20 protein-coding genes are annotated in these 20,694 nt (G+C 62.1%); 12 read left to right on the forward strand and 8 right to left on the reverse strand.

The genetic code is table 11. The annotated features are described in order from the left end of the window. Positions 1–174: 174 nt before the first annotated feature. Positions 175–1,236, reverse strand: a complete 1,062-nt coding sequence (locus tag ACNAZA_RS16665) for a purine-nucleoside phosphorylase (protein ID WP_415797665.1) — start codon at positions 1,234–1,236, stop codon at positions 175–177. Between the two features lie 174 nt (positions 1,237–1,410). Next, positions 1,411–1,983 (reverse strand): flavin reductase family protein, encoded by a 573-nt coding sequence (locus tag ACNAZA_RS16670; protein ID WP_415797700.1) that lies wholly within the window; start codon positions 1,981–1,983, stop codon positions 1,411–1,413. 105 nt (positions 1,984–2,088) lie between these two features. Between ACNAZA_RS16670 and ACNAZA_RS16675 the strand changes: the two genes are divergently transcribed. Further along, entirely contained in the window at positions 2,089–2,472 is a 384-nt protein-coding gene (locus ACNAZA_RS16675; RefSeq protein WP_120965373.1) for a VOC family protein, read from the forward strand. Between the two features lie 56 nt (positions 2,473–2,528). Here ACNAZA_RS16675 and ACNAZA_RS16680 read toward each other — a convergent pair whose 3' ends face one another. Then, positions 2,529–3,497: a dioxygenase family protein gene (locus ACNAZA_RS16680; RefSeq protein WP_415797666.1), complete on the reverse strand. Its 969-nt coding sequence runs from the start codon at positions 3,495–3,497 to the stop codon at positions 2,529–2,531. Positions 3,498–3,777: 280 nt separating this feature from the next. Between ACNAZA_RS16680 and ACNAZA_RS16685 the strand changes: the two genes are divergently transcribed. From ACNAZA_RS16685 to ACNAZA_RS16710, 6 genes are all read left to right on the forward strand, one after another. Continuing rightward, positions 3,778–4,020 carry a hypothetical protein gene (locus tag ACNAZA_RS16685; RefSeq protein ID WP_120965371.1) on the forward strand — a complete coding sequence of 81 codons (243 nt, stop codon included), beginning with the start codon at positions 3,778–3,780 and terminating at the stop codon, positions 4,018–4,020. Positions 4,021–4,189: 169 nt separating this feature from the next. Then, complete coding sequence (locus tag ACNAZA_RS16690; RefSeq protein ID WP_120965368.1) at positions 4,190–4,801, forward strand: class I SAM-dependent DNA methyltransferase; 612 nt, start codon at positions 4,190–4,192, stop codon at positions 4,799–4,801. Between the two features lie 75 nt (positions 4,802–4,876). Beyond that, the gene (locus ACNAZA_RS16695; RefSeq protein ID WP_415797667.1) at positions 4,877–5,665 is read left to right on the forward strand and encodes a hypothetical protein; all 789 of its coding nucleotides are present in this window, start codon (positions 4,877–4,879) and stop codon (positions 5,663–5,665) included. Positions 5,666–5,820: 155 nt separating this feature from the next. Then, entirely contained in the window at positions 5,821–6,627 is an 807-nt protein-coding gene (locus tag ACNAZA_RS16700) for a tRNA-uridine aminocarboxypropyltransferase (protein ID WP_415797701.1), read from the forward strand. Positions 6,628–6,792: 165 nt separating this feature from the next. After that, a complete protein-coding gene (locus ACNAZA_RS16705) occupies positions 6,793–7,752 on the forward strand; it encodes a transporter substrate-binding domain-containing protein (RefSeq protein WP_415797668.1) in 960 nt (319 codons plus the stop codon). Between the two features lie 72 nt (positions 7,753–7,824). Continuing rightward, positions 7,825–8,592 carry a sterol desaturase family protein gene (locus ACNAZA_RS16710; RefSeq protein ID WP_415797669.1) on the forward strand — a complete coding sequence of 256 codons (768 nt, stop codon included), beginning with the start codon at positions 7,825–7,827 and terminating at the stop codon, positions 8,590–8,592. 63 nt (positions 8,593–8,655) lie between these two features. On the opposite strand, the gene ACNAZA_RS16715 is transcribed toward ACNAZA_RS16710, so the two are convergent. Further along, complete coding sequence (locus ACNAZA_RS16715; protein WP_415797670.1) at positions 8,656–9,207, reverse strand: NUDIX hydrolase; 552 nt, start codon at positions 9,205–9,207, stop codon at positions 8,656–8,658. A gap of 26 nt (positions 9,208–9,233) precedes the next feature. Beyond that, a complete protein-coding gene (locus ACNAZA_RS16720; protein ID WP_415797671.1) occupies positions 9,234–9,776 on the reverse strand; it encodes a GNAT family N-acetyltransferase in 543 nt (180 codons plus the stop codon). Positions 9,777–9,985: 209 nt separating this feature from the next. Between ACNAZA_RS16720 and ACNAZA_RS16725 the strand changes: the two genes are divergently transcribed. The 5 genes from ACNAZA_RS16725 to ACNAZA_RS16745 all read left to right on the forward strand — a co-directional run bounded on the left by ACNAZA_RS16725 (position 9,986) and on the right by ACNAZA_RS16745 (position 15,733). Further along, complete coding sequence (locus tag ACNAZA_RS16725; RefSeq protein WP_415797672.1) at positions 9,986–10,240, forward strand: DUF2061 domain-containing protein; 255 nt, start codon at positions 9,986–9,988, stop codon at positions 10,238–10,240. A 394-nt stretch (positions 10,241–10,634) separates the two neighbouring features. Continuing rightward, positions 10,635–12,011, forward strand: a complete 1,377-nt coding sequence (gene aptA / locus ACNAZA_RS16730; RefSeq protein ID WP_415797673.1) for an omega-aminotransferase AptA — start codon at positions 10,635–10,637, stop codon at positions 12,009–12,011. Positions 12,012–12,285: 274 nt separating this feature from the next. Next, a complete protein-coding gene (locus ACNAZA_RS16735) occupies positions 12,286–14,595 on the forward strand; it encodes an NADP-dependent malic enzyme (protein WP_415797674.1) in 2,310 nt (769 codons plus the stop codon). A 167-nt stretch (positions 14,596–14,762) separates the two neighbouring features. Continuing rightward, positions 14,763–15,182 (forward strand): guanyl-specific ribonuclease, encoded by a 420-nt coding sequence (locus ACNAZA_RS16740; protein ID WP_415797675.1) that lies wholly within the window; start codon positions 14,763–14,765, stop codon positions 15,180–15,182. A gap of 125 nt (positions 15,183–15,307) precedes the next feature. Then, positions 15,308–15,733, forward strand: a complete 426-nt coding sequence (locus ACNAZA_RS16745) for a barstar family protein (RefSeq protein WP_120965348.1) — start codon at positions 15,308–15,310, stop codon at positions 15,731–15,733. A gap of 99 nt (positions 15,734–15,832) precedes the next feature. On the opposite strand, the gene rsmA is transcribed toward ACNAZA_RS16745, so the two are convergent. From rsmA to ACNAZA_RS16760, 3 genes are all read right to left on the reverse strand, one after another. Further along, a complete protein-coding gene (rsmA, locus tag ACNAZA_RS16750) occupies positions 15,833–16,600 on the reverse strand; it encodes a 16S rRNA (adenine(1518)-N(6)/adenine(1519)-N(6))-dimethyltransferase RsmA (RefSeq protein ID WP_415797702.1) in 768 nt (255 codons plus the stop codon). 123 nt (positions 16,601–16,723) lie between these two features. Then, on the reverse strand, positions 16,724–18,139 hold the full coding sequence (locus tag ACNAZA_RS16755) for a peptidylprolyl isomerase (RefSeq protein WP_415797676.1): 1,416 nt from the start codon (positions 18,137–18,139) through the stop codon (positions 16,724–16,726). 15 nt (positions 18,140–18,154) lie between these two features. Beyond that, the gene (locus ACNAZA_RS16760; protein ID WP_415797703.1) at positions 18,155–20,593 is read right to left on the reverse strand and encodes an LPS-assembly protein LptD; all 2,439 of its coding nucleotides are present in this window, start codon (positions 20,591–20,593) and stop codon (positions 18,155–18,157) included. Positions 20,594–20,694: the final 101 nt, after the last annotated feature.

The following is a 20,694-nucleotide window of genomic DNA, read 5'->3' on the forward strand; positions in this document are numbered from 1 at the left end:
ATGTCTGGTCAGGCCGCTGGCGGGCAATGTCAGGCCATATCAATTTGATAGCTGTATGCGCTTGATACGAAAGCGCTAGAGGCCCATCAAACATATAGGAACGAGCGACCTTTGCGCCATGCCTGATGCACCCTCCAGCAACCGGGCTGCACGCCCGGCCCTGAAGGCGCAGGCTTACTTCTTCAGCGCGGGCGCACCGTTTTGCCAGGTGGTCCAGTCGCGCACGATGGTGTCCACCATGATGCTGCCGACCTTCGTCACATTGGCCACGGTTTCGGCAAAGCCGCCGGCGGTTTCGCCGGGCGCGGGGTCCAGGTGGGCCAGCGTGGTTTCGTTGGGGTTGCCCTGGTCGAAGTTGACCGATCCGCGCAGGCTCAGGATGCGGTCCGTGCCATGGGTGCGGGCCAGCACCAGGGCGATGGCGGCGGCTTCCATTTCGGTGGCCACGTAGTCGTCTGCACCGTAGCTCTTGACGATGTACTGCGCTTCGTTCGACAGGCCGGGGCCGTGGAAGAAGGTGTCGCCCGACACATGGGTGCCCACGCCCACATGGGGGGCACGGCGTGCCTGTGGCTGGGGGTAGCGCAGGCGGTAGCGCTGGGCCGATTCGGAGTCCTGCAGCTGGGTGTCCTGGGTCAGCCGCATGGCCCATTGCACCAGGGTTGGGTTGAGCTGGAAGCGGCGGTAGTTTTCGTAGCCTTTGCGCGGCATGAAGACGGGCGCGCCGGGCTTGCCTTCTTCGGGTGCCCAGCGGTGGCCCAGGTCGTAGTCGACCAGCCAGCTGCCCCAGGTCACGTCGCCTATGGTGCCGCGCGCTGGCGGTGTGCCGGCTACGCCGGAGATCACGTAATAGGCCTTGGAGAAGTCGAACTGCGGGTTCAGCACGATGGCCTGCACCGAGGCCGAGGAGTTGACCTTGCCCATGCCGAGCACGCTGCCGCAGACGCCGTCGGCGTTGCAGAACACGGGGCTCAGTGCGCCGGGTACGTTGATGGGCGTGGCGTCTTTCCAGTAGCGCTCGAACCACAGCTGAAACTCACCCGCGCGGTCGCCGGTGTTCTTGCCGATTTCAAACATGGCGCCGATAAAGACTTTCACCGCCACGGGTTTGGCTGCTGCCACGCTGGCGGTCGGAGCCTGGGTTTGTGCCTGGTTTTGTGCACAGGCGCCGCTTGCTGCAGCGGTCAGTACTGCGGCTGCCAAAGCGATTCGGGAGAGTGAGAAAAAAGCAGACATGGTGGGCAAGAAAAATGAGAGAGGGAAGCCAGCGAGAAAGGGCCGGATTTTCGCATCTGCACCTTGGTGCGAGAGGCCGTGCGCCTAATTCACCCGGGTTTTGATGCCGGCCCCGGTACGGCCTTCAGCTGGCTATCCGTGCGCTACCGGCCTGTGCGGGTGTGCCGTCAAGCATTACACCGCCACCCCATCCCCGATCGCAAAGAACTGACCGCCCGCCACATAGTGCAGCGTGCGCAGCTCGGCCGGTGCCGAATCAAACTCCCAGTGCCCGTCGCGGAACACGCGTTCGTCGGCCCAGGCGGCGATAACTTCGCCTATGAACAGGTCGTAGGTCTGCTGGTTGTGCGGCTCGGGTATGAGCTTGCAGACCAGCCAGGCCGCGCAGCCTGCGACCAGGGGCAGGTCTAAGCCCGGGGTCTCGAACATCGGCACGCCATGCTTGGCGAGCTTTTCGGGCTCGGTCACGGCGCTGTCCGTGCCAATGCCTACCGTCATGGCGGCCTGGGGCACGGTGGGCAGTTGCAGGGCAAACAGGCCGCTGGCTTCGACCAGGGCACGGGTGCGCGTGGCCTTGTCGAGCACGACGGTGACCTTGGGCGGCGCAAAGTCCAGTGCGCAGGCCCAGGCGGCGCTCATGGCATTGCTCTGACCCGCATGCCGGGCCGAGACGATGACTGTGGGGCCGTGGTTGAGCAGGCGGTAGGCTTTTTCCAGAGGGACGGGAGTGAAGTGTGCAGGCAGCATGGCAAGTGGTGATTGCAAGGAGACAGGGTTGGCTCAAAAGCCCGTTACGATGGCGCGGCGATTTCCCCATCTTCGCCCGAATCCGGGCCCCTCAAGGAGAACACCATGTTTAGCCACATCATGCTGGGTGTGAATGATCTGGAGCGCGGCAAGCGCTTTTACGACGCGTTGCTGGGTCAGTTGGGCATTGCGCCCGGCGTGGCCAACCGCAACCGCTTTTTCTACCGCAGCCCCACGGGCACGTTTGCGATCTCCACGCCCATCAATGGCGAGCCTGCCTCGGCAGGCAACGGCGCGACCGTGGGCTTTGGCGCACAGTCGCCCGAGCAGATCGATGCCGCGCATGCGGCAGGTCTGGAAGCCGGTGGCGTGTCGATCGAAGACGCACCGGGCTGGCGCGGCGAAGGCGCTGCCGCCATGTATCTGGCCTATCTGCGTGACCCGGACGGCAACAAGATCTGTCTGGCTTATCGCAAGCCCAAGGCGTAAACAGCAAAGCGGCCCACGGGCCGCTTTTTTACTGGTGCGCGTGGCTTGAGCGAGGCTCAGGGCTGGCGTGGCGGCTCGCCAGGCGGGCGCATGCCGCCGCGCCCCGGTCCCCGGCTGCCTGGTGGCGGGCCGGACGGGCGCTTGCCCCTGGCCTGGCACACCGCGTCGTCCAGATTGCTGCGAATGACCAGCGTCTTGCTGGCCAGCATCACACCGTCCACATTCCGGATATCGAAAAGATAGGGCGATTTGTCGCTCTCGTTGCCTATGACGTTGTCGGTGTCCAGCGTGGTGTCCGGCAGGCCTTTGGCGGTGTACAGCGGCTGCTGCGCAAAGATGGCGGTGTTGAGAGCGTCGGGAAACAGCAGCTGGCTGACCAGCCAGGACGGGGCTCGGTCGCGCCCGTCGTAGCTGCCCTTCATCACGCGCAAATGCACATGGTTGGCGCGCCCGCCGTACCAGCCGGGAAAGCAGCTATCAAAGTGCACCACGCCCAGCGCATCCGTGCGCTGCCAGCCGCGGAAAAACTGCCGGCTCTTGTCTTGTGCGTTGTTGTTGCACATGGGGTGTATGTCGCCCGAATAGCCGCCTGTGTGGTTGGTGTGCCAGACCTCCACGATGGCACCCGCCACCGGCTGGCATTGGGCATCCACCACCCGCAGCTGCATCAGCATGGGCAGGCCGTTCCAGCCGTCGCTGATGTCCTGGCGCTCTGGCGATTGGGTGTGGCAAGGGCCTATGGTGGCTTCGCAGCTTAGCTGGCAGCTGCTGGCGACGGCGGCTGCCGAAAAGGGGTTGACGGCACGCGCAGCGGCTCCAATGCCGGCCGTGCCGCCGCTGGTCCAGCGGGCCTGAGTCCAGCTTTCTGCCGCCGTTGCGTGGCGAGCCTGTGCGCCTGCCAGGGTGCTGTAGCCGCCCAGAGTGCCCCATAGCGGCAGTGCCCAGGCGGCATGGCTGGCGTGGCGCATCAGCGCACGCCGCGAGAGTGGGGCCGAAGCGGCAAATTCGTATGGGTCTGTGGGCATGGTGCGCCTTCCTGATGACGCGCAAATGCTAAGCGGCAGCAGCCGGCCGCTGCTGTGTGTGGCCGGGTCTTTACCTGGCTTTACCTTGTTGCCATCATGGCTGTAAGAATAATTTTGATAGCTAAATGCGTTTGTCTGTATTGCGCTGCAGCCGATTTTTCTTCAGTCGAACCTGCCAAATTCCCGGCATGCCCGAGTGGGCAGGGGTGGCGATGTGGGATGGGCCGGTGCAAATGCGGTCTGGGCGGCACAATGGCGGCAATTACTGAACGATCAAGACATGAACAAGACCACCAAACCTTCTGAAGAGCATTTGTGCGAACCCTGCACCGGTATTCAGCGCAACTGGCGCAAGGCCCCGGGCCATGCCGAGCTGATGCAGCGCGGCAACCGCAATGAAGAGCGTGGCTCCCACAGTGTGACGATCACGCGCTATCTGTGCGAGCGCTGCGGCACCGTGTGGGACTACGAGAACGACAAAAAGGATCAGCGCAAGGGCTGGTCCGTGGTGGGACGGGTGTAACCCCCTGAGGCGCTTTGCGCCTTCCCCCTGAAAGGGGGACGACGCCATCGCCGCGAGGCGGCTCTTGCTCGGCGTCTCTGAGTTGGGGCGCCAGTTTTTAACATTGCGGTACCTATGGGTGCCGTTTGTTTTTTGACGGAACCCCTGGTTCCCCATCTGAGGAGGCTGCGTGCAATCAGCAAGCAACGAGTGGTTTGACGAGGCGTATTACCAGCGCTTTTACTTTGACAAGAAGACCAGCGTGATCGACCCCGAGCACGCGCGGCGGCTGGGTGCTTTTGTCTGCTCGTATCTTGCCTATTTGCGCGTGCCGGTGCGCCGCGTGCTGGATGTGGGCTGTGGCATCGGCCTGTGGCGCGAGCCGGTGTTGCAGCACTTTCCGGGTGCCAGCTATCACGGTGTGGAGTTCAGCCCTTATCTGTGCGAGCGCTATGGCTGGGAGCAGGGTTCGGTGGTGGATTACCGGCCCAAGGACGGCCAGCCCTTCGATCTGGTGATCTGCCAGGGCGTGCTGCCGTATCTGAGCCCGGCCGATCTGAAGAAGGCGCTGGGCAATCTGGGTGCGCTGTCCAGCGGCGGTCTGTATATCGAGGCCGTGGCGCGCGAGGACTATGAGCGCGACATCATTGACGAAGACCTCACCGATGCACGCCTGTACCGCCACCGCGCCGAGCTGTACCGGCGCGGGCTGCAGCCCCATTTCAAGGAGCTGGGCGGCGGCGTGTGGCTGAGCCGCAAGGCCGAGTTGCCGCTGTTCGAGCTGGAGTGCGTGGGCGGCTGATCTTCGAGCGCGCAGCTTGGTTTTTTGCAGGCAGCAGCCTATATTTCGAATCATTGCAAAAGACGAGAGACGGGAATGCGAAATAGAAGAATCGAGCTGCTGCTGATGGGCGTGGTGACTGCGGCGGCCCTGCTGGCCGGCTGCTCCGACTCCAAGGATGCGGCAGCACCGGCGGCCCAGCCGCCAGTGGCAGCGGCGCCAGAGCCTGCCAGCACCGGCGCAACGCCAGCCGCAGCGCCGGGAGACAAGCGGGTCATTGATCAGCTGTTCAGCCTGGAGACGGTTGGCATGAACCTGGCCTATGTGGAAAAAATCGCCGGCCCGGCCATGCGCTCCGAATTTCACCGCCATCAGTTCCGCAGCGACGGCTGCGAAGTGACGCTGCTCACCGACGATGCCGACAAGGTGGTCAATGGCGTGGAAGTGGCGATTGCACCGAGCTGCAATCTCTCGCTGGCCCCGCTGCTCGGTGGCTTTGCGGGCGAGCCGCCCATCACGCTCAATGAGCTGACTTTTGGCAGATACGAGCAGATGCTGGGAGGCGGCTATTACGCCGATTGCCTGAGCCTGTGCGGCAATGCCGCAGACCCCGTGGTGTACCTGCATGCCGAGGGCTCGCGTGCCATGCATTTGATGGAGTTCATGGTGCAGGCCCCCATGGTGTCGGGCCCGGTGCTGAACGCGACCAGTCAATGGCGCGATGCCATGATCAAGGCCGAGTCCGAGGACTATGTGCTGGACACGCGCTTCAACTGCGATCCCCAGCGTTTCCGCTCCGTCATCGCCACGGGTCTGGCAGCGGTCAAACCCATGGCCTTCACCTTTGGCCGCGATCTGGGCTTTCCTCCGGGCGAGTGCCGCTAGGCCGGCGGCAGTGGCTGCGCCGTAGCCGCAAAGCTGCAGGCGAATGAACTGGCTTGCGAACGCGCGCACAATGGCCGCCCTTGTGACTGAATCTGTTGGTACGCCTTGTGTCCGCTTTCTTGCCGTCCGCTTCCACGCCCTTGCCTTCTGCTGAAATGCTTGTTCCGCAGCCTCCTTTGAGCCATCTGCAAGCTGTGGAGTCTGAGGTGGAGCCGCATGCGGTTTCGCGTCTGCGCACCGCAAGACTGGCACGCAGCACGCGGCCGTTTCTGGCCCGTGGCGGCCCGCGTGGCGAGCGCTGCGAAGGCTGTCGCCTGCGTCCCTCGCACTGCATGTGCGCGCTGCGCCCGCAGCAGGTAACGCGGGCCGGCATGTGTGTGCTGATGCACGACGCCGAACCCCTGAAGCCCAGCAACACCGGCTGGCTGATTGCCGATGTGGTGCAGGATACGTTTGCCTTTGGCTGGGCGCGCACGGAAATCGACCCGCAACTCGAGGCCTTGCTGGCCGACCCGCAGTGGCAGCCCTATGTGGTTTTTCCGCGCGAGTTTGTGCACGAAGAAGGGCGCTCCGTGCAGGCGCTGGATGGCGAGACGGCGGCGCTGCAGCCGGGCAAGCGGCCCTTGTTCATTCTGCTCGACGCCACCTGGCACGAGGCGCGCAAGATGTTCCGCAAAAGCCCATATCTGGACGGCTATCCGGTGCTGAGCCTGCACCCCGATCAGGTCTCGGGCTACCGCCTGCGCCGCTCCACGCGCGACGATCACTTTTGCACCAGCGAGGTGGCAGCACTGTGCCTGGAGCTGGTGGGCGATGCGGCCGATGTGCGTGCCGGCCAGGTGCTGGAGAGCTATCTGGGCGTGTTTACCGAGCGCTATCTGCAGGCCAAGAACCAGCAGCCGGCCGATGCACAAAGCGCCGCCCATCAGCGCCTGCGCGAGTTGATGGGCAGGACCTCGTGAAACCGCAAGGGCAGGCATAAGCATTCCACTCAAAGCGATAAGCCAGCAACGACAATCAAGTCATCGACCTCCCGTGCTGTGCCAGGGGAGAGCTTTGCCGGATTGGGTTGGTGAATCAGCGCCGATGGCCATGGGTCTCGGCGCTTTTGTTTTTTGGAGTGGGTGATGAGCAAGTCCTTGAAATGGGTTGGGTTGGCTGCGGCCCTGGTTTGCGCGGCTTCGGCCCTGGCAGCAGGCAAGCCGGGCAAGGCCGAGCTGATTGGCGCCAACATCGATACGGCAGTGGATGTGAGCCAGTCGCCCACGCTGCAGCGCTGGCAGGCCGGCGGCACGGTGGTGCTGGGCGTGCGCGAGGCGGCCTCGCCCATGGTTTATGCCCTGGGGGCCAACGAGAAGTTTGTCGGCTATCACATGGAGTTGTGCGAGCGCGTGGTGCAGGCGATTGCGCCGAAGGCCCAGATCAAGCCCATGGTGTTGACGGCACAGAACACCATGCCGCTGATCCACAACGGCACGGCGGATTTCAACTGCGCCAGCATGACCAACAACCTCAACCGCCAAAAGCAGGTGGCTTTCGGTCTGACCACCTATGTGAGCGAGGTGCGCATGGCGGTGCGCTCGGATTCACCCATCACCTCCTTCAAGCAGCTGCAAGGCCGGAATGTGGCGGCCACCACGGGCACGACGGCCGTGCAGATTCTGCGCAAGTACGCGGGCGAGAATGAGCTGAAATTCAAGACGCTGATGAGCAAGGACCACTTCGAGAGCTTCATGCTGCTGGAGTCGGGCCGCGTCGATGCCTTTGTGCTGGACGACAACCTGCTGGCCGGCGTCATCAGCCAGAGCAAGAACCCCAAGGACTACAAGATCGTGGGCGAGGTGATTGGTGCCGAGCCGATTGCGATTCAGTTCAGCAAGGACGATCCGCAGATCAAGAAGGCCGTGGACGGCGCCATCCTGCAGCTGATCCGTTCGGGCGAGATGCACAAGCTCTATGCCAAGTGGTTTATGCAGCCGATTGCGCCCAAGAACGTGAATCTGAACCTGCCCATGGGCGAGACCCTGAAGAAGCAGCTGGCCGTGCCCAATGACACGCCGCTGGAAGAGTTCGTGATACCCCTCTAAACCGCTGCGCGGGCGCAGCAGATAGACTGGCTGGCAACGTTTGGGTCGCTGAAATGCGAGGGAGTTGCCGCCGTGCTGGAGTATCTGGTCTATCCGCTGATTGCGCTGATGTTTGTCGCCGTGTTCACACGCGAGGTGATCGCGCCCGCATCGCGCAATCTTTGTGACCGGCGCTGGCTGATCTATAGCGCGGGACTGGGTGCGTTGACCATGCTCAGCGCGCTGGCGCTGGGCTATTTTCTGGAAGACCGCATACGCGCCCATGCCCTGCTGGAGGTGGGCGCTCGCTGGAATCCGCTGCTGGTGGGATTTCTGAGCTTTTTCCTGACCAGCTTTGTCTTTTACTGGTGGCACAGGGCCACCCATGCCAGCGACCTGTTGTGGCGCAGCTTCCATCAGCTGCACCACAGCGCACGCCGAGTCGAGGCGCTGACCGCGTTTTATGCCCATCCCATGGATTCGGCCGCTGCCGTGATGCTGAGCACGCTATCGAGCTACTGGGTGCTGGGAGCCAGCCCTGTGGCAGCCGCAGTGGCGCTGGCGCTGACGGCAGGATTTGATCTTTTCACCCATGCCGATATGCGCACGCCGCGCTGGCTGGGCTATGTGCTGCAGCGGCCCGAAATGCATACCGTGCATCACCAGTACGGCCACCATGCGCAAAACTACGGCCTGCCGCTGTGGGACATTTTGTTTGGCACCTGGACCAATCCCGCAGAGCGCGCGCAGCATCTGGGTTTTGATGATGAAAAATCAGAGCGCCTGGCCGAGATGCTGCTGTGGCGTGACGTGCACAAAAGCCCGCCGGCCTGCACCGCAGGCAGCAAGCCAACAGACTGAGTGGATTCTCCTGAAAACATAGCTGCTGGCGCTTGAACATCAAGCGTTGCAGCCGGTTTTGTTTCAGGCCAGGTCGTGGGCGAGAACTTCGTCCAGCGTGGCCGGTGCATCGCCTGGCACCGGCTGTGTGGGCGCCGGAGCGCTGTAGATGCTGGGGTCGGCCTGGATCAGGCTGACATCGAAGCGCTGGCCTGCCAGATAGTCACCAATCGACTGCAGCACGATGGGACTGCGGTGCAGATGGGCGCTGGCCTTGAGCTCGTCCAGCGTCAGCCAGACGCTGCGCACAATGCCGTCATCAAGCAGGCGGTCGGCATGGTGCTGGCCCAGCAGCCCGGTAAAGGCAAAGCGCATATAGGTGATGTCGGCGCCGGTACGCGTGCGTACAAAACGGTTCATGTAGATGCCTACCAGCGACTGGGGTGTGAAGCTGTATGCGGTTTCCTCCATCACCTCGCGCACGCAGGCTTCAATGGGGGTTTCAGCGGGGTCCAGGTGACCGGCAGGCGTGTTCAGACGCAGTCCATCCGCCGTGTTTTCTTCCACCATTAAAAAGCGGCCATCGCGCTCGATGATGGCCGACACAGTGACATTGGGTTTCCAGCGATTGGGCATGGCGGGCATTATCCCAATCTCGCCCATCATTCGTGTCGGATTTTTCCTACCATGTAGAGCGCACCCGCTCCGTAGGTGGCCAGATGTTGTTGCTGTGCAGCATTTGTCACCTGTGTGGCGCGAAAGCCTTGACGTTCCCAGTAAGCCTGTGAGCCCTGAACCGACACCAGGGCCGCCTGCCTGATGTTGCGTTGCCGGGCCTGCTGATACACGGCCGCCAACAGCCGCCCTGCCGCGCCACGGCCTGCGGCGGCGGGCGAGACGGCCATGTCATGCAGATAGAGCACGCTGGCGTCTTGGTACTCGGCAAAGTCGCCGTTCAGCGGCGTGATGGTGCCGGGGCGCGACCAGTAGGCGGCCAGATAGGCAATCACCTCATCGCCGCGCACGGCAGCCCAGGAGCAGTGCCAAGCCGTTTGCAGGCGGCGCAGAAAAACGGCACGCGGCTCCGCAAAATGCTCGCCATAGCATTGCAGCTGTATGCGCATCACGGCATCGATATCTGTAGCACTCAGAGGGCGCACGGACAGAGCTGCTGGCGGCTTGGATGACTTGTGGCTGGCCGACATTTTGATTTTCAAGATGGATAGCTGGTCACGCTTTTGGAATAAGCGCTAAAGGCTTGTTGCCTTGTATTTCTCAGCCTTAGCTTAGCAAGCTTGCGCGGCCAAGCCGGACGCTGCGGCTTTGCGGGCTATCGCGCTGGTAATGATTCTTAATTGGATAAATATATGGCGTCAACCTACCATCAAGGTAACAGCTATCAGAAAGAGCCGCCATGACACGATTGATCAACACCTTGCGCACCCACCAGACCACGCTGGCCAAGACGGGCAGCTATTACTGCATTCACGTGGTGGTGGCCGCCTGCGTGGCCTATGCCGTCACCGGCAATCTGTGGGCATCGCTGACGCTGAGTCTGTTGGAACCCACGGTGCAGGCGGTGGCGTTTTTCTTTCACGAAAAAGCTTGGGACCGCGGCCTGAAAAAGCACGACAAGAGCGCGCACCCACTAGTGGCCGGCGCGGCTTGAAGGAGGCAGTGATGCGCTTTGAACACTTTGGTCCGTGGCTGTTACAGACCCTGGCCGCATGGGGTGACTGCGGCGGTCACGGAAGCTGATTGATGCTGTGTATTTTGTGTTGACAAATATGAGCAAAAGTTTTTGAAAAACCTGTGGAATAGATTTCATTATCTTGTGATGAGTTTTTGTTGCTTCATCAGATAAAACAAGAGATTCATAGTATTTTGTGAACAAGCCTGTTGTTTGATTGTTGGCTTCTTGTTTTCTGCCTTGTTTTGTTTGTGGATAACTTTGGTTTCATGGACAAATAAGGTCGATGACAGACAGCCGCCAGGGGTTTGCGGCTATTTCGAAAATCGAGGTGGCAGGGCAACATGGGCCGCTTGTTGAGCCAGGAGTTTCCATGCCGTTTGCCAACGTCCGACCCGAGACCTCCCAGACCGAAGTGCGCCGGGATGCGCAGTGGCTGGAAGCCCATTGGATGCCCTTCACCGGCAACCGCAACTTCAAGGCCAACCCGCGCATGATCACCGGCGCCCAAGGGGCATATTTCACCGATGCCGACGGGCGCAGGATTTTTGACGGGCTCTCGTCGGGCCTGTGGTGTTCCGGCCTGGGCCATGGCCGGCGCGAGATTGCCGAGGCCGTGGGCAAGGCCGCGCTGCAGCTAGATTACGCACCGGCCTTTCAGTTCGGTCACCCGGCGGCATTTGCGCTGGCCAACAAGATCAAGAGCCTGATGCCCGAGGGGCTCTCGCATGTGTTTTTCACCGGCTCGGGTTCGGAAGCGGCAGACACTTCGCTGAAGATGGCGCGCGCCTACTGGCGAGCCAAGGGGCAGGGCAGCAAGACCCGGCTGATAGGTCGCGAAAAAGGCTATCACGGCGTGAATTTCGGCGGCATTTCCGTGGGCGGCATGGCGGGCAACCGCAAGGCCTTCGGTCAGGGCGTGGAAGCCGACCATCTGCCCCATACCCAGCCGCCGCTGGGCTCGTTTTGCAAAGGCATGCCGCAAACCATAGCCCACAGCGACGGCCGCGCCCTGGCCGAGCGTTTGCTGGACCTGATTGCCTTGCATGACGCCAGCAATATTGCAGCTGTCATCGTCGAGCCCATGTCGGGTTCGGGCGGCGTGGTGATACCGCCGGCCGGCTATCTGCAGCGGCTGCGCGAGATTTGCACCCAGCACGGCATCTTGCTGATTTTTGACGAAGTCATCACCGGCTTTGGCCGGATTGGTGCCATGACGGCGGCCGAGGCATTTGGCGTGACGCCCGACATCATGAACATCGCCAAGCAGGTGACCAACGGCACGCAACCGCTGGGCGCCTGCGTGGTGACGGGTGAGATTTATCACAGCTTCATGGCGGCTGGCGGGCCCGAATACATGCTGGAGTTTGCTCACGGCTATACCTACTCGGCCCACCCCGTGGCCTGCGCTGCAGGCCTGGCGGCGCTGGACTTGCTGGAGCAGGAAGACGGGCCGGGCCGTGTGCAGGCCATGGCCCCGTTTTTCGAGCAGGCCGTGCATAGTCTGCGGGGCGCCAAACATGTGCTGGACATTCGCAACATCGGGCTGGCGGCAGGGCTGAGCATTGCACCGCTTCCCGGCGAGCCGGCCAAGCGCCCTTACGAGATTGCGATGAAGTGCTGGGACGCCGGGTTTTATGTGCGCTATGGCGGAGACACGATTCAGCTGGCTCCGCCCTTCATCAGCGAAAAAGCCGAGATTGAGCGTCTGGTCAATGCCCTGGGCGACGCCTTGCAGGCCACGGACTGAGCGCGCCTGGCCTATCTGCCCAGGCCAGGTCATCAAGGCCTTGGCCATCACCGTCGTGACCGGTTGAGGGGTGGAAACGAGCAGCTTTTACCCTTGCCTACAAGTCACAGCAGTTTGACCCGCAGCGGCGTACTGTTACGCCTCTTTTTTTGATAGCACTCGGCCTACAATGGCCGATTCGAGACCTATCATCCGCGCGCTGAGAAGGGCTGGGCCGTCAGGCCTGAGAGAGTCCTCACTGCGGATGGCTTACTTTGCGAGCTGGAGACTGCTGATGTCCGACACCAAGCCAATTACATCGATTGATAAGCGCGCGCTGCTGCGCCAGTCTGCACTGGAATATCACGAGTTCCCCAAGCCCGGCAAGGTGGCGATCATGGCGACCAAGCCCATGGCCAACCAGCACGATCTGGCTTTGGCTTATTCGCCCGGTGTGGCCGCTCCCTGTGAAGAAATCGTCAAGGACCCCGCTGCTGCTTACAAGTACACCAGCCGCGGCAACCTGGTCGGCGTGATCTCCAACGGCACGGCCGTGCTGGGTCTGGGCGACATCGGCGCGCTGGCTTCCAAGCCGGTGATGGAAGGCAAGGGCGTGCTGTTCAAGAAGTTCGCCGGCGTGGATGTGTTCGACATCGAAATCGATGAAAAAGACCCGCAAAAGCTGGTAGACGTGATTGCCGCGCTGGAGCCTACGTTTGGTGCTATCAATCTTGAGGACATCAAGGCGCCAGAGTGCTTCTTCGTCGAGCGCGAGCTGCGCAAGCGCATGAATATCCCCGTCTTCCACGACGACCAGCACGGCACGGCCATCACCGTGGCGGCCGCCATGGTCAATGCGCTGAAAGTGGCGGGCAAGAAGATCGAAGAGATCAAACTGGTGGCCTCGGGCGCCGGTGCTGCGGCCCTGGCCTGCTTGAACCTGCTGCTGGAAGTGGGCCTGAAGCGCGAAAACGTGTTTGTGACCGATATCGCCGGCGTGGTCTACGAAGGCCGTACCGAGCTGATGGATCCGGACAAGGCGCTGTTCGCCCAGAACACTCCGCTGCGTACCTTGGGTGAAGTGATCGAGGGTGCCGATGCCTTCCTGGGTCTGTCGGCCGGCAATGTGCTCAAGCAGGACATGGTCAAGAAGATGGCAGCCAAGCCCATCATCTTCGCTCTGGCCAACCCCAACCCCGAAATCATTCCCGAAGATGTGAAGGCGGTGCGCGACGATGCCATCATCGCCACGGGCCGCACGGACTACCCGAACCAGGTCAACAACGTCCTGTGCTTCCCCTATATCTTCCGCGGTGCGCTCGATTGCGGTGCCACCACCATCACCACCTCGATGGAAATCGCCTGCGTGCACGCGATTGCCGCACTGGCGCAGGCCGAGCAGAGCGAGGAAGTGGCTGCCGCCTATGTGGGTGAGGAGCTGAGCTTTGGCCCCGAGTACCTGATTCCCAAGCCCTTCGACCCGCGCCTGATGCTGATCGTGGCGCCTGCCGTGGCCAAGGCTGCGGCAGAAGCCGGTGTGGCCAAGCGTCCCATTGAGGACATGGACGCCTATCGCGAGCATCTGAAGACCTTTGTCTACGCCTCCGGCACCATGATGAAGCCCATCGTCATGGCCGCCAAGAAGGCGTCCAAGAAGCGCATTGCCTACGCCGAAGGCGAGGAAGAGCGCATCTTGCGCGCTGCGCAGATTGTGGTGGACGAGCGCATTGCCCGCCCCACGCTGATCGGTCGCCCCGGCATCATTGCCCAGCGAGTAGAGAAGTTCGGCCTGCGTCTGCAGGAAGGGCGCGACTACGATGTGGTTAACGTCGAGCATGACGAGCGCTACCGCGACTTCTGGCAGAGCTACCACCGCATGACGGAGCGCAAGGGCATTACCGCGCCCATCGCCAAGATCGAAATGCGCCGCCGCCTGACGCTGATCGGCTCCATGCTGCTGCACAAGGGCGAGGTTGACGGTCTGATCTGCGGCACCTGGAACAACACCAATGTGCACTTGAACTACATCGATCAAGTCATTGGCCGCCGCAGCGGTGTGACCACCTATGCCTGCATGAACGGCCTGCTGCTGCCCGAGCGCCAAGTGTTCCTGGTGGACACCCACGTCAACTACGACCCGACCGCCGAGCAGCTGGCCGAGATCACCATCATGGCCGCCGAGGAAATGATGCGCTTCGGTATCAAGCCCAAGGCCGCGCTGCTGAGCCACTCCAACTTCGGCTCCAGCAACCAGCCCAGCGCCATCAAGATGCGCCAGACCCTGGAACTGCTGCGCGAGCAGGCGCCCTGGCTGGAAGTGGATGGCGAAATGCACGGCGATGTGGCCCTGGACGGCAAGGCCCGCGCCAAGCTCATGCCCAACAGCACGCTGCTGGGTGATGCCAACCTGCTGGTCTCGCCCAATATCGATGCGGCCAACATCAGCTACAACCTGCTCAAGCAGGCGGCAGGCGGCGGCATTGCGGTCGGCCCGGTCCTGCTGGGTGCGGCCAAGCCCGTGCACGTGCTGACCCCCAGCACCACGGTGCGCCGCATCGTGAACATGACGGCCCTGACCGTGGCGGACGCCAACGTCGGTCGCTGAGACCAGCCCGCCTTTCTCAAGCCCAGCCCGGCAAGCCTTGCGGCTGCCGGGCGGGCATCACACGGGTTTGCTTAAAATTTGGGCATAACTTGCATTTTTGAGGGCTATCCGTCACACTTACGGGTCGAAATTTCAGGCCTTCCCTGAGATTCTGAAAGGTGTTTTGAATGCTGAAGGCCACTGCCGCCAAGCTGTACCAGACCGGTTTAGCACTCGTATTGGGTGCTGCTTTTGTGTTGGCCTCTCCGGCTGCGCAGGCGCGCAAGGCTGTAGAACCCGTGGCGGCGGAGCCTGGCCTGGCGACCATCGCCCTGGCCGACTTGCCGCGCGATGGTCGCAGCACCTATGCCCGCATCCTGCAGGGTGGCCCTTTCAGCAGCGACAAGGACGGCACGGTTTTTGGTAACCGTGAGCGCATACTTCCCCGTCAATCCCGAGGCTATTACCGTGAGTACACGGTGCGCACGCCCGGGGCCAAGAATCGCGGTGCACGCCGCATCGTCTGCGGTGGCGAGCAGCCACAGCGACCCGATGCGTGCTTCTACACCGGCGATCATTACAACAGTTTTCAGCAGATCGTCGAATGAGCCCCTCCATTGCTGCTAGTCTGGAGAGGCTGGAAGACGTTGACGCGAGTCGCGCCTCTGACTTACAACAGCGGTCAGTACCCCATCTGCCACCTGCTTTGATGTTTTTAGAAAGAATCACGGAGATGGACACGCCACTTCGTAAAGCCTCAGAAACCCCGCTGCGCAATGTTCGCCCGAACATCGTGCAGTCCATTCGTGCCTATCGCATTCCCGATCTGCAAAAGGCCGCGGAGACTCTGGGATCCCATTTTCTGTATGCCAACCTGGCCCATGCCCAGAGCAAGGCCGACATCATGGAGCTGCTGGCCACACAGTTCCACCTGCCAGCGCACTTCGGCAAGAACTTCGATGCTCTCTATGACGTGATGACGGACCCCATCCACAAGGCCGGCGAGCAGCCGGGCTTTATCGTGGTGCTGGACCAGATTCCCACGGCGCCCAAGTTCGACAAGGAGGCGCGCGAGCAGTTGCTGGATGTGTTCCGCGACACGGCCGAGTTCTGGGGCGAGCGCAAGACGGCTTTTCGCTGCTTTTACTCGTTTCTGTAGCGCGTAAGCACGCAGCATCAATAGCAACGCCCGCTTGTTTAGCGGGCGCTTTGCATTGAATGAGATCTGAAACGCTTGAATATCAAGCGCCTGCAGCTCTTATTTTTGCGATAGCTGGGCGGCTACCGCCTCGTATTCGGCCACGGGCACCTCTTCGGCACGTCTCTGGAGATCGAATTCGCCGCTGAAGCCTTTTTCGTCCAGCCATTTGCCCAGGGTGTTGCGCAGGATCTTGCGGCGCTGGCTGAAAGCGACCTGCACCATGGTCTCCAGCAGCTTGGCATCGAGCTGGGCCGGAGTGGCGCGCGGGATCATGCGCACCACGGCGCTGTCGACCTTGGGCGGCGGGTTGAAGCTGCCGGGCGGCACAAACAGCACGCTCTCCATGGCGTAGCGCCATTGCAGCATCACCGTCAGGCGCCCATAGGCGGCCGTGCCGGCATCGGCCACCATGCGATCGATCACCTCTTTTTGCAGCATGAAGTGCTGATCCTGCACCACATCCACCTGCTCCAGCAGATGAAACAGGATGGGGCTGGAGATGTTGTAGGGCAGGTTGCCAACCACGCGCAGCTTGGCCACGCCCAGGCGTGCCGCAATGGCGCGAAAGTCCACCTTGAGCACGTCCGACTCCACCACATCCAGATCGGAGCGCAGGCGCAGGCGTGCGGCCAGATCGCGATCAAGTTCGATCACGGTGAGCTTGCCCACGCGCTCGACCAGGGGCTGGGTCAGCGCCATCAGGCCGGGGCCGATTTCCACCACGGGCTCGCCTGCCTGGGGGGTGATGGCATCGACAATACTGTCAATGATGGCGCCGTCGGTCAGAAAATTCTGGCCGAAGCGCTTGCGGGGAATATGTTTCATTGCCATGAGAAAGCGGTGCCTCAGCACCGCTTGATAAGTAATTGGGATGGACTGTGCCTTGGCCGCCATCATGACACTGCCTTGTCGATTGACGGCAGGGCAGGGTCATCTAGGGGCCGTCTGTTACAGCGGGGCCTCGCGGTATTCCACATAGGCGCGGCCGCGCAATTCCTTGAGCCAGGTGCCGTAGTCCTGCTCGGCCTTGCGTTCGCGCACCACGTTGCGCACCATTTCACGCTGCTCGCGTGGAGTGAGCTTTTCCTGGCGGCGTTCGATCAGTTGGATCAGGTGAACGCCAAAGCGCGAAACCACAGGGGCGCTGATCTCGCCAGGCTGCAGCGTATCCAGGACGCGTTCGAATTCGGGCACAAACTGGCCGGGCGAGGACCAGCCCAGATCGCCGCCGCTGCGGGCGCTGCCGTCCTTGGAGAACTCCTGCGCTAGTTGCTCGAAGGTGGCCTGGCCGCTTTGCACGCGGCGCTTGTAGTCTTCCAGGCGCTTGGCAGCCTGGGCTTCGTTCATGCCGTCGCCCACCAGCAGCAGAATATGGCGTGCATGATTTTGCGTGATCATCACAGGCAGTCCGCCCTGGGATTTTTCCAGCACCTTCAACACGTGAAAGCCTGCGCCCGAGCGGATGGGGCCGACCACGGCGCCGGTGGCCGCAGCGCCTGCCGCCTTGGCAAACAGCTCGGGGTAGTCGCTCAAGGGGCGCAGGCCCATGGCGCCGCCGCCCTGGCCGTTGGGAACATCCGAGAAGTCTTTGACCACGGCGGCAAAGTCTGCATTGGCAGTGGCGGCTTCGGCCGCCTTCCTGGCTTTGGCCTCGCGCTCGGCAACCACGGCGGGGCTGGCGTTCTCGGGCACGGTGATCAGGATGTGACCCAGATTCACGGCCGATCCCGCCTGGGCGTCGCCAGGGCGCTTTTGTTCCTTGAGATAGCGGTCGATATCGGCATCGCTGACCTTGACGCGATTGTCCACATCGCGTTCCTTCACGCGCTGCATCAGCATCTGGTTGCGGATTTCGCTACGGAACTGGGTTTCGGAGATGCCGTCAGCCTTCAAACGGGCCATCAGACCCGCATGATCGGTATTGTTCTGGCGGGCCACGTTGGCGATGGTCTGGTTGATGGTCAGGTCATCGACATTGATGCCGGAGTCTTTGGCTTCCTGCAGCTGCACTTTTTCCACCACCAGGCGTTCCAGCACTTCGCGCGCCAAGACGGCTTCAGGCGGCAACTGGCCGCCTTGCTCGGTCACGTTCTGAGCGACACGCGCCATGCGGGCACGAACTTCGTTGTTGGTGATGGGCTCGGAATTGACCACGGCCACGATGTAGTCGGCCGAGCGCACACCGCTTTTGCCGGCATCACGCAAGGTCGCCGCAGGCTGGGCCGTGGCATCCAGGGCGCGGGAAACCGCTGCATCGCTTTTCTTGGCCTGGCCGGGGGCACGCATAGTCTGGGCTTGAGCGCCGACGGCCAGCATGGCGACGGCGACAGCGGCGGCGCACGATGTCTTGGAGAGAAAACGCATGAAAAAAAGCCTTGATCAGTCGTAATTGGTAAAGCGGCTAGGCGGGGAGACCGCTTCACGCAGATATTCATAACGGGGTACGTTGCGCTTGAGGCTGGCCGTGGGATCGGCGCCAAAGCTCAGGCGCGAGAAGCCCACAAACTCGACCTGGAACAGCAGACGCAGATTGGACTGCACGACCGAGCTTTGCAGGCGTTCCAGCACCACGCGGCCAATCCAGCAGCAACCGTCGTATTCGAAGCCCACCACGGTATCCACCAATTGTCTGTCTTTGATGCTGTAGTTGAGGCGGCCCACGGTATACCAGCGACCGCCGCCCTGGCCTCGGCCCTTGCCCAGATCCCGACCTTTATCGCCCCAGAGATCATTGATGGGCCATTGCCAGCCTACATCGATCAACTCGCTGGTCGGCTTCTTGGTCGTGGTGTCCAGTTGGGTACGGTAGCCGATATTGAAAGTTCTATACGGGCTGGGGCTGTATCGCGCCGTGGCCGTGGTGCGCACGGTACGGTTCAGGTCCTTGTTGTACTGGGTCGTGGCTTCCGTGGACCATTTGTCCGTCCAGTTGATGCTGGCACCCAGCAGAATGTCGGACAGCCCCTTGGTGGCCACCGGGCCTAAAGCGACCTTCTGGTCGGAAAAGCGCACGCGCTGGGCAATCGCCAGCTTGAATTTTTCGGCACCGGTGTCTGGATCGATGAAGCGCGAGGTTGCGCCTAGCGACAGCAAATTGTTGTCTGCAATGCGATCCTGGCCGCCGTAATCGTTTTCCGAGAAGATGCTGGCGAAGTTGAAGTCGTTGCGTGCCGTGTCATACAACGGCAGCATGCTCTGGTCGCGGTAGGGCGTATAGGTATAGAAGGCGCGGGGTTCCAGGGTCTGCAGCAAGCTGCTGCCGAACAGCGAGGTGTCGCGCTCGAACACCAGGCCGCTGTCCAGGCTGAAGGTGGGCAGGTTGCGGTTGGCGCTCTTGCTGCCGTTGCTCATCAGCTGATCGGTCTGGTACAGCGACGAATGGAACATCACCTTGGGCGTGATGAAGCCCCCTGGCGACAGAAAGGGGCGGCTCAGCTGGGTTTGCAAATAACTGCGCTGGCCGTTGTTGCCAGCTTGACCGGCCAGGGGCTTGAGCAGCTCAAAGCGCGTGGTGTCCGCCACTAGGCTGAAGTCCAGGCCATGCGGCAGATCCAGCGGCGTGTAGCGGTACTGCAGCTGGGGAGTGATGCTATAGGGCGCCGCAATCGGGGCCGCAGGGTCTTGCAGGGTCTGGTAGCGGACCATATTGAGGCTCAACACCCCGTCGCCCTTGGCCCAGCTCAGTCCGCCGGTGCTGGTGATCAGACGCTGGCGCAGCCTGATGGGGGCCAGGCGGAAATCACGCCAGTAATCGTTGTCGCTGACCTGGTTCAGATCCAGGTTCAGCCCCAGTCCTCCCAGCGGGGTGTCAAAAGTACCGCGGTGCTGCAAGGAATAGGCCCAGCGCGAACGGTCGCGCAGATTGTCCTTGGGCATGTAACTGGCATAGGCTTCGCCGGAGTAGCTGGGCTCCAGGTAACGGAACAGGCCGGCCAGATTGGAGCCGCGCTTGGTCATCACGGTAGGCGTTATCGTCAGGTCGCGGTTGGGCGCAATGTTCCAGTAATAGGGCTGGGTCAGCTCAAAACCGCCCAGCTTGTCCATGCCGAACATGGGCGGCAGCAGGCCTGATTTACGCTTGTCCGACAGCGGAAAGCTCATGCGCGGCACGGGCAAAATGGTCACGCCCTTGAACTGCAAGGCCGCGTTATGGGCCACGCCCACCTCTTCGCCCATGTCCATCTCTATGGTTTCGGCCTTCATCTGCCAGGAGGGGGTCCAGCTGGCCTGGTCGTCACGCTGGCAGGTGGTGTAGGTGGCGTTGTGGATGACGGCGTGGTCTCTGTCGATAAAGTCCACGCGGGTGGATTCGCCGTGACCACCGGTCTCCAGAAAACGGTATTTGGCGTTGTCGAACTGGCCTTTGAAGGCGTCCATCTGCAGGTCCAGTGCCGTGCCTTCATAGACATTGCCCGCTTGGTTGATGTGCACAGAGCCCACGGCGTTGACCCGGTCATCGGGCACGGCATAGTCCAGGCGATCGGCGCGGATCATGGTGTCGCCACGGCGAATTTCGGCTTCGCCGGAGACGGATGCCTTGATATCGGGCTGGCCTGAGAGTGCATCGCCTTTGATATAGGTGGGCTGCTGGTCCTGCACCTCTTTGGAGTAGGTCTCCTGCAACAGATTGCTGGACTTGAGCTCCAGCGGAGCCAGCCCGTCGGGCGCCGTGCCTGGCGTTGCTTGAGCTGCCGTGACCTGGCTGACTTGCGAGGTCTGGGCCAAAGACGCTGCCTCTTGCGCGTAGGCCGACAAGCCCGCGCCTGACCAGGCCAGAGCCACAGCCCAGGCCAGGGGGCGGATGACCGGCCGCGCCATAGCGGCCCGGCGGGGGCTATGCGGCTGGGCTGGCAAAGAATCTCGCGGGTTGGATGGGGAGGGCACGGTGATCAAAAGCGCGCGCGCGCAGGCAGACGATG

This window comes from Comamonas aquatilis, assembly GCF_965139575.1.
GTDB classification, from domain to species: Bacteria; Pseudomonadota; Gammaproteobacteria; order Burkholderiales; family Burkholderiaceae_C; genus Comamonas; species Comamonas aquatilis.

Excerpts from the sequence above, each read along its gene's own strand:
- ACNAZA_RS16665 (WP_415797665.1), bottom strand. The coding sequence starts at position 1,236 with ATGTCTGCTTTTTTCTCACTCTCCCGAATCGCTTTGGCAGCCGCAGTA.
- ACNAZA_RS16745 (WP_120965348.1), top strand. The coding sequence starts at position 15,308 with ATGGACACGCCACTTCGTAAAGCCTCAGAAACCCCGCTGCGCAATGTT.
- ACNAZA_RS16715 (WP_415797670.1), bottom strand. The coding sequence starts at position 9,207 with ATGCCCAATCGCTGGAAACCCAATGTCACTGTGTCGGCCATCATCGAG.
- ACNAZA_RS16695 (WP_415797667.1), top strand. The coding sequence starts at position 4,877 with ATGCGAAATAGAAGAATCGAGCTGCTGCTGATGGGCGTGGTGACTGCG.
- ACNAZA_RS16735 (WP_415797674.1), top strand. The coding sequence starts at position 12,286 with ATGTCCGACACCAAGCCAATTACATCGATTGATAAGCGCGCGCTGCTG.
- ACNAZA_RS16680 (WP_415797666.1), bottom strand. The coding sequence starts at position 3,497 with ATGCCCACAGACCCATACGAATTTGCCGCTTCGGCCCCACTCTCGCGG.
- aptA (WP_415797673.1), top strand. The coding sequence starts at position 10,635 with ATGCCGTTTGCCAACGTCCGACCCGAGACCTCCCAGACCGAAGTGCGC.
- ACNAZA_RS16740 (WP_415797675.1), top strand. The coding sequence starts at position 14,763 with ATGCTGAAGGCCACTGCCGCCAAGCTGTACCAGACCGGTTTAGCACTC.
- ACNAZA_RS16760 (WP_415797703.1), bottom strand. The coding sequence starts at position 20,593 with ATGGCGCGGCCGGTCATCCGCCCCCTGGCCTGGGCTGTGGCTCTGGCC.
- rsmA (WP_415797702.1), bottom strand. The coding sequence starts at position 16,600 with ATGAAACATATTCCCCGCAAGCGCTTCGGCCAGAATTTTCTGACCGAC.
- ACNAZA_RS16720 (WP_415797671.1), bottom strand. The coding sequence starts at position 9,776 with ATGTCGGCCAGCCACAAGTCATCCAAGCCGCCAGCAGCTCTGTCCGTG.
- ACNAZA_RS16705 (WP_415797668.1), top strand. The coding sequence starts at position 6,793 with ATGAGCAAGTCCTTGAAATGGGTTGGGTTGGCTGCGGCCCTGGTTTGC.
- ACNAZA_RS16700 (WP_415797701.1), top strand. The coding sequence starts at position 5,821 with ATGCTTGTTCCGCAGCCTCCTTTGAGCCATCTGCAAGCTGTGGAGTCT.
- ACNAZA_RS16755 (WP_415797676.1), bottom strand. The coding sequence starts at position 18,139 with ATGCGTTTTCTCTCCAAGACATCGTGCGCCGCCGCTGTCGCCGTCGCC.
- ACNAZA_RS16670 (WP_415797700.1), bottom strand. The coding sequence starts at position 1,983 with ATGCTGCCTGCACACTTCACTCCCGTCCCTCTGGAAAAAGCCTACCGC.
- ACNAZA_RS16685 (WP_120965371.1), top strand. The coding sequence starts at position 3,778 with ATGAACAAGACCACCAAACCTTCTGAAGAGCATTTGTGCGAACCCTGC.
- ACNAZA_RS16725 (WP_415797672.1), top strand. The coding sequence starts at position 9,986 with ATGACACGATTGATCAACACCTTGCGCACCCACCAGACCACGCTGGCC.
- ACNAZA_RS16675 (WP_120965373.1), top strand. The coding sequence starts at position 2,089 with ATGTTTAGCCACATCATGCTGGGTGTGAATGATCTGGAGCGCGGCAAG.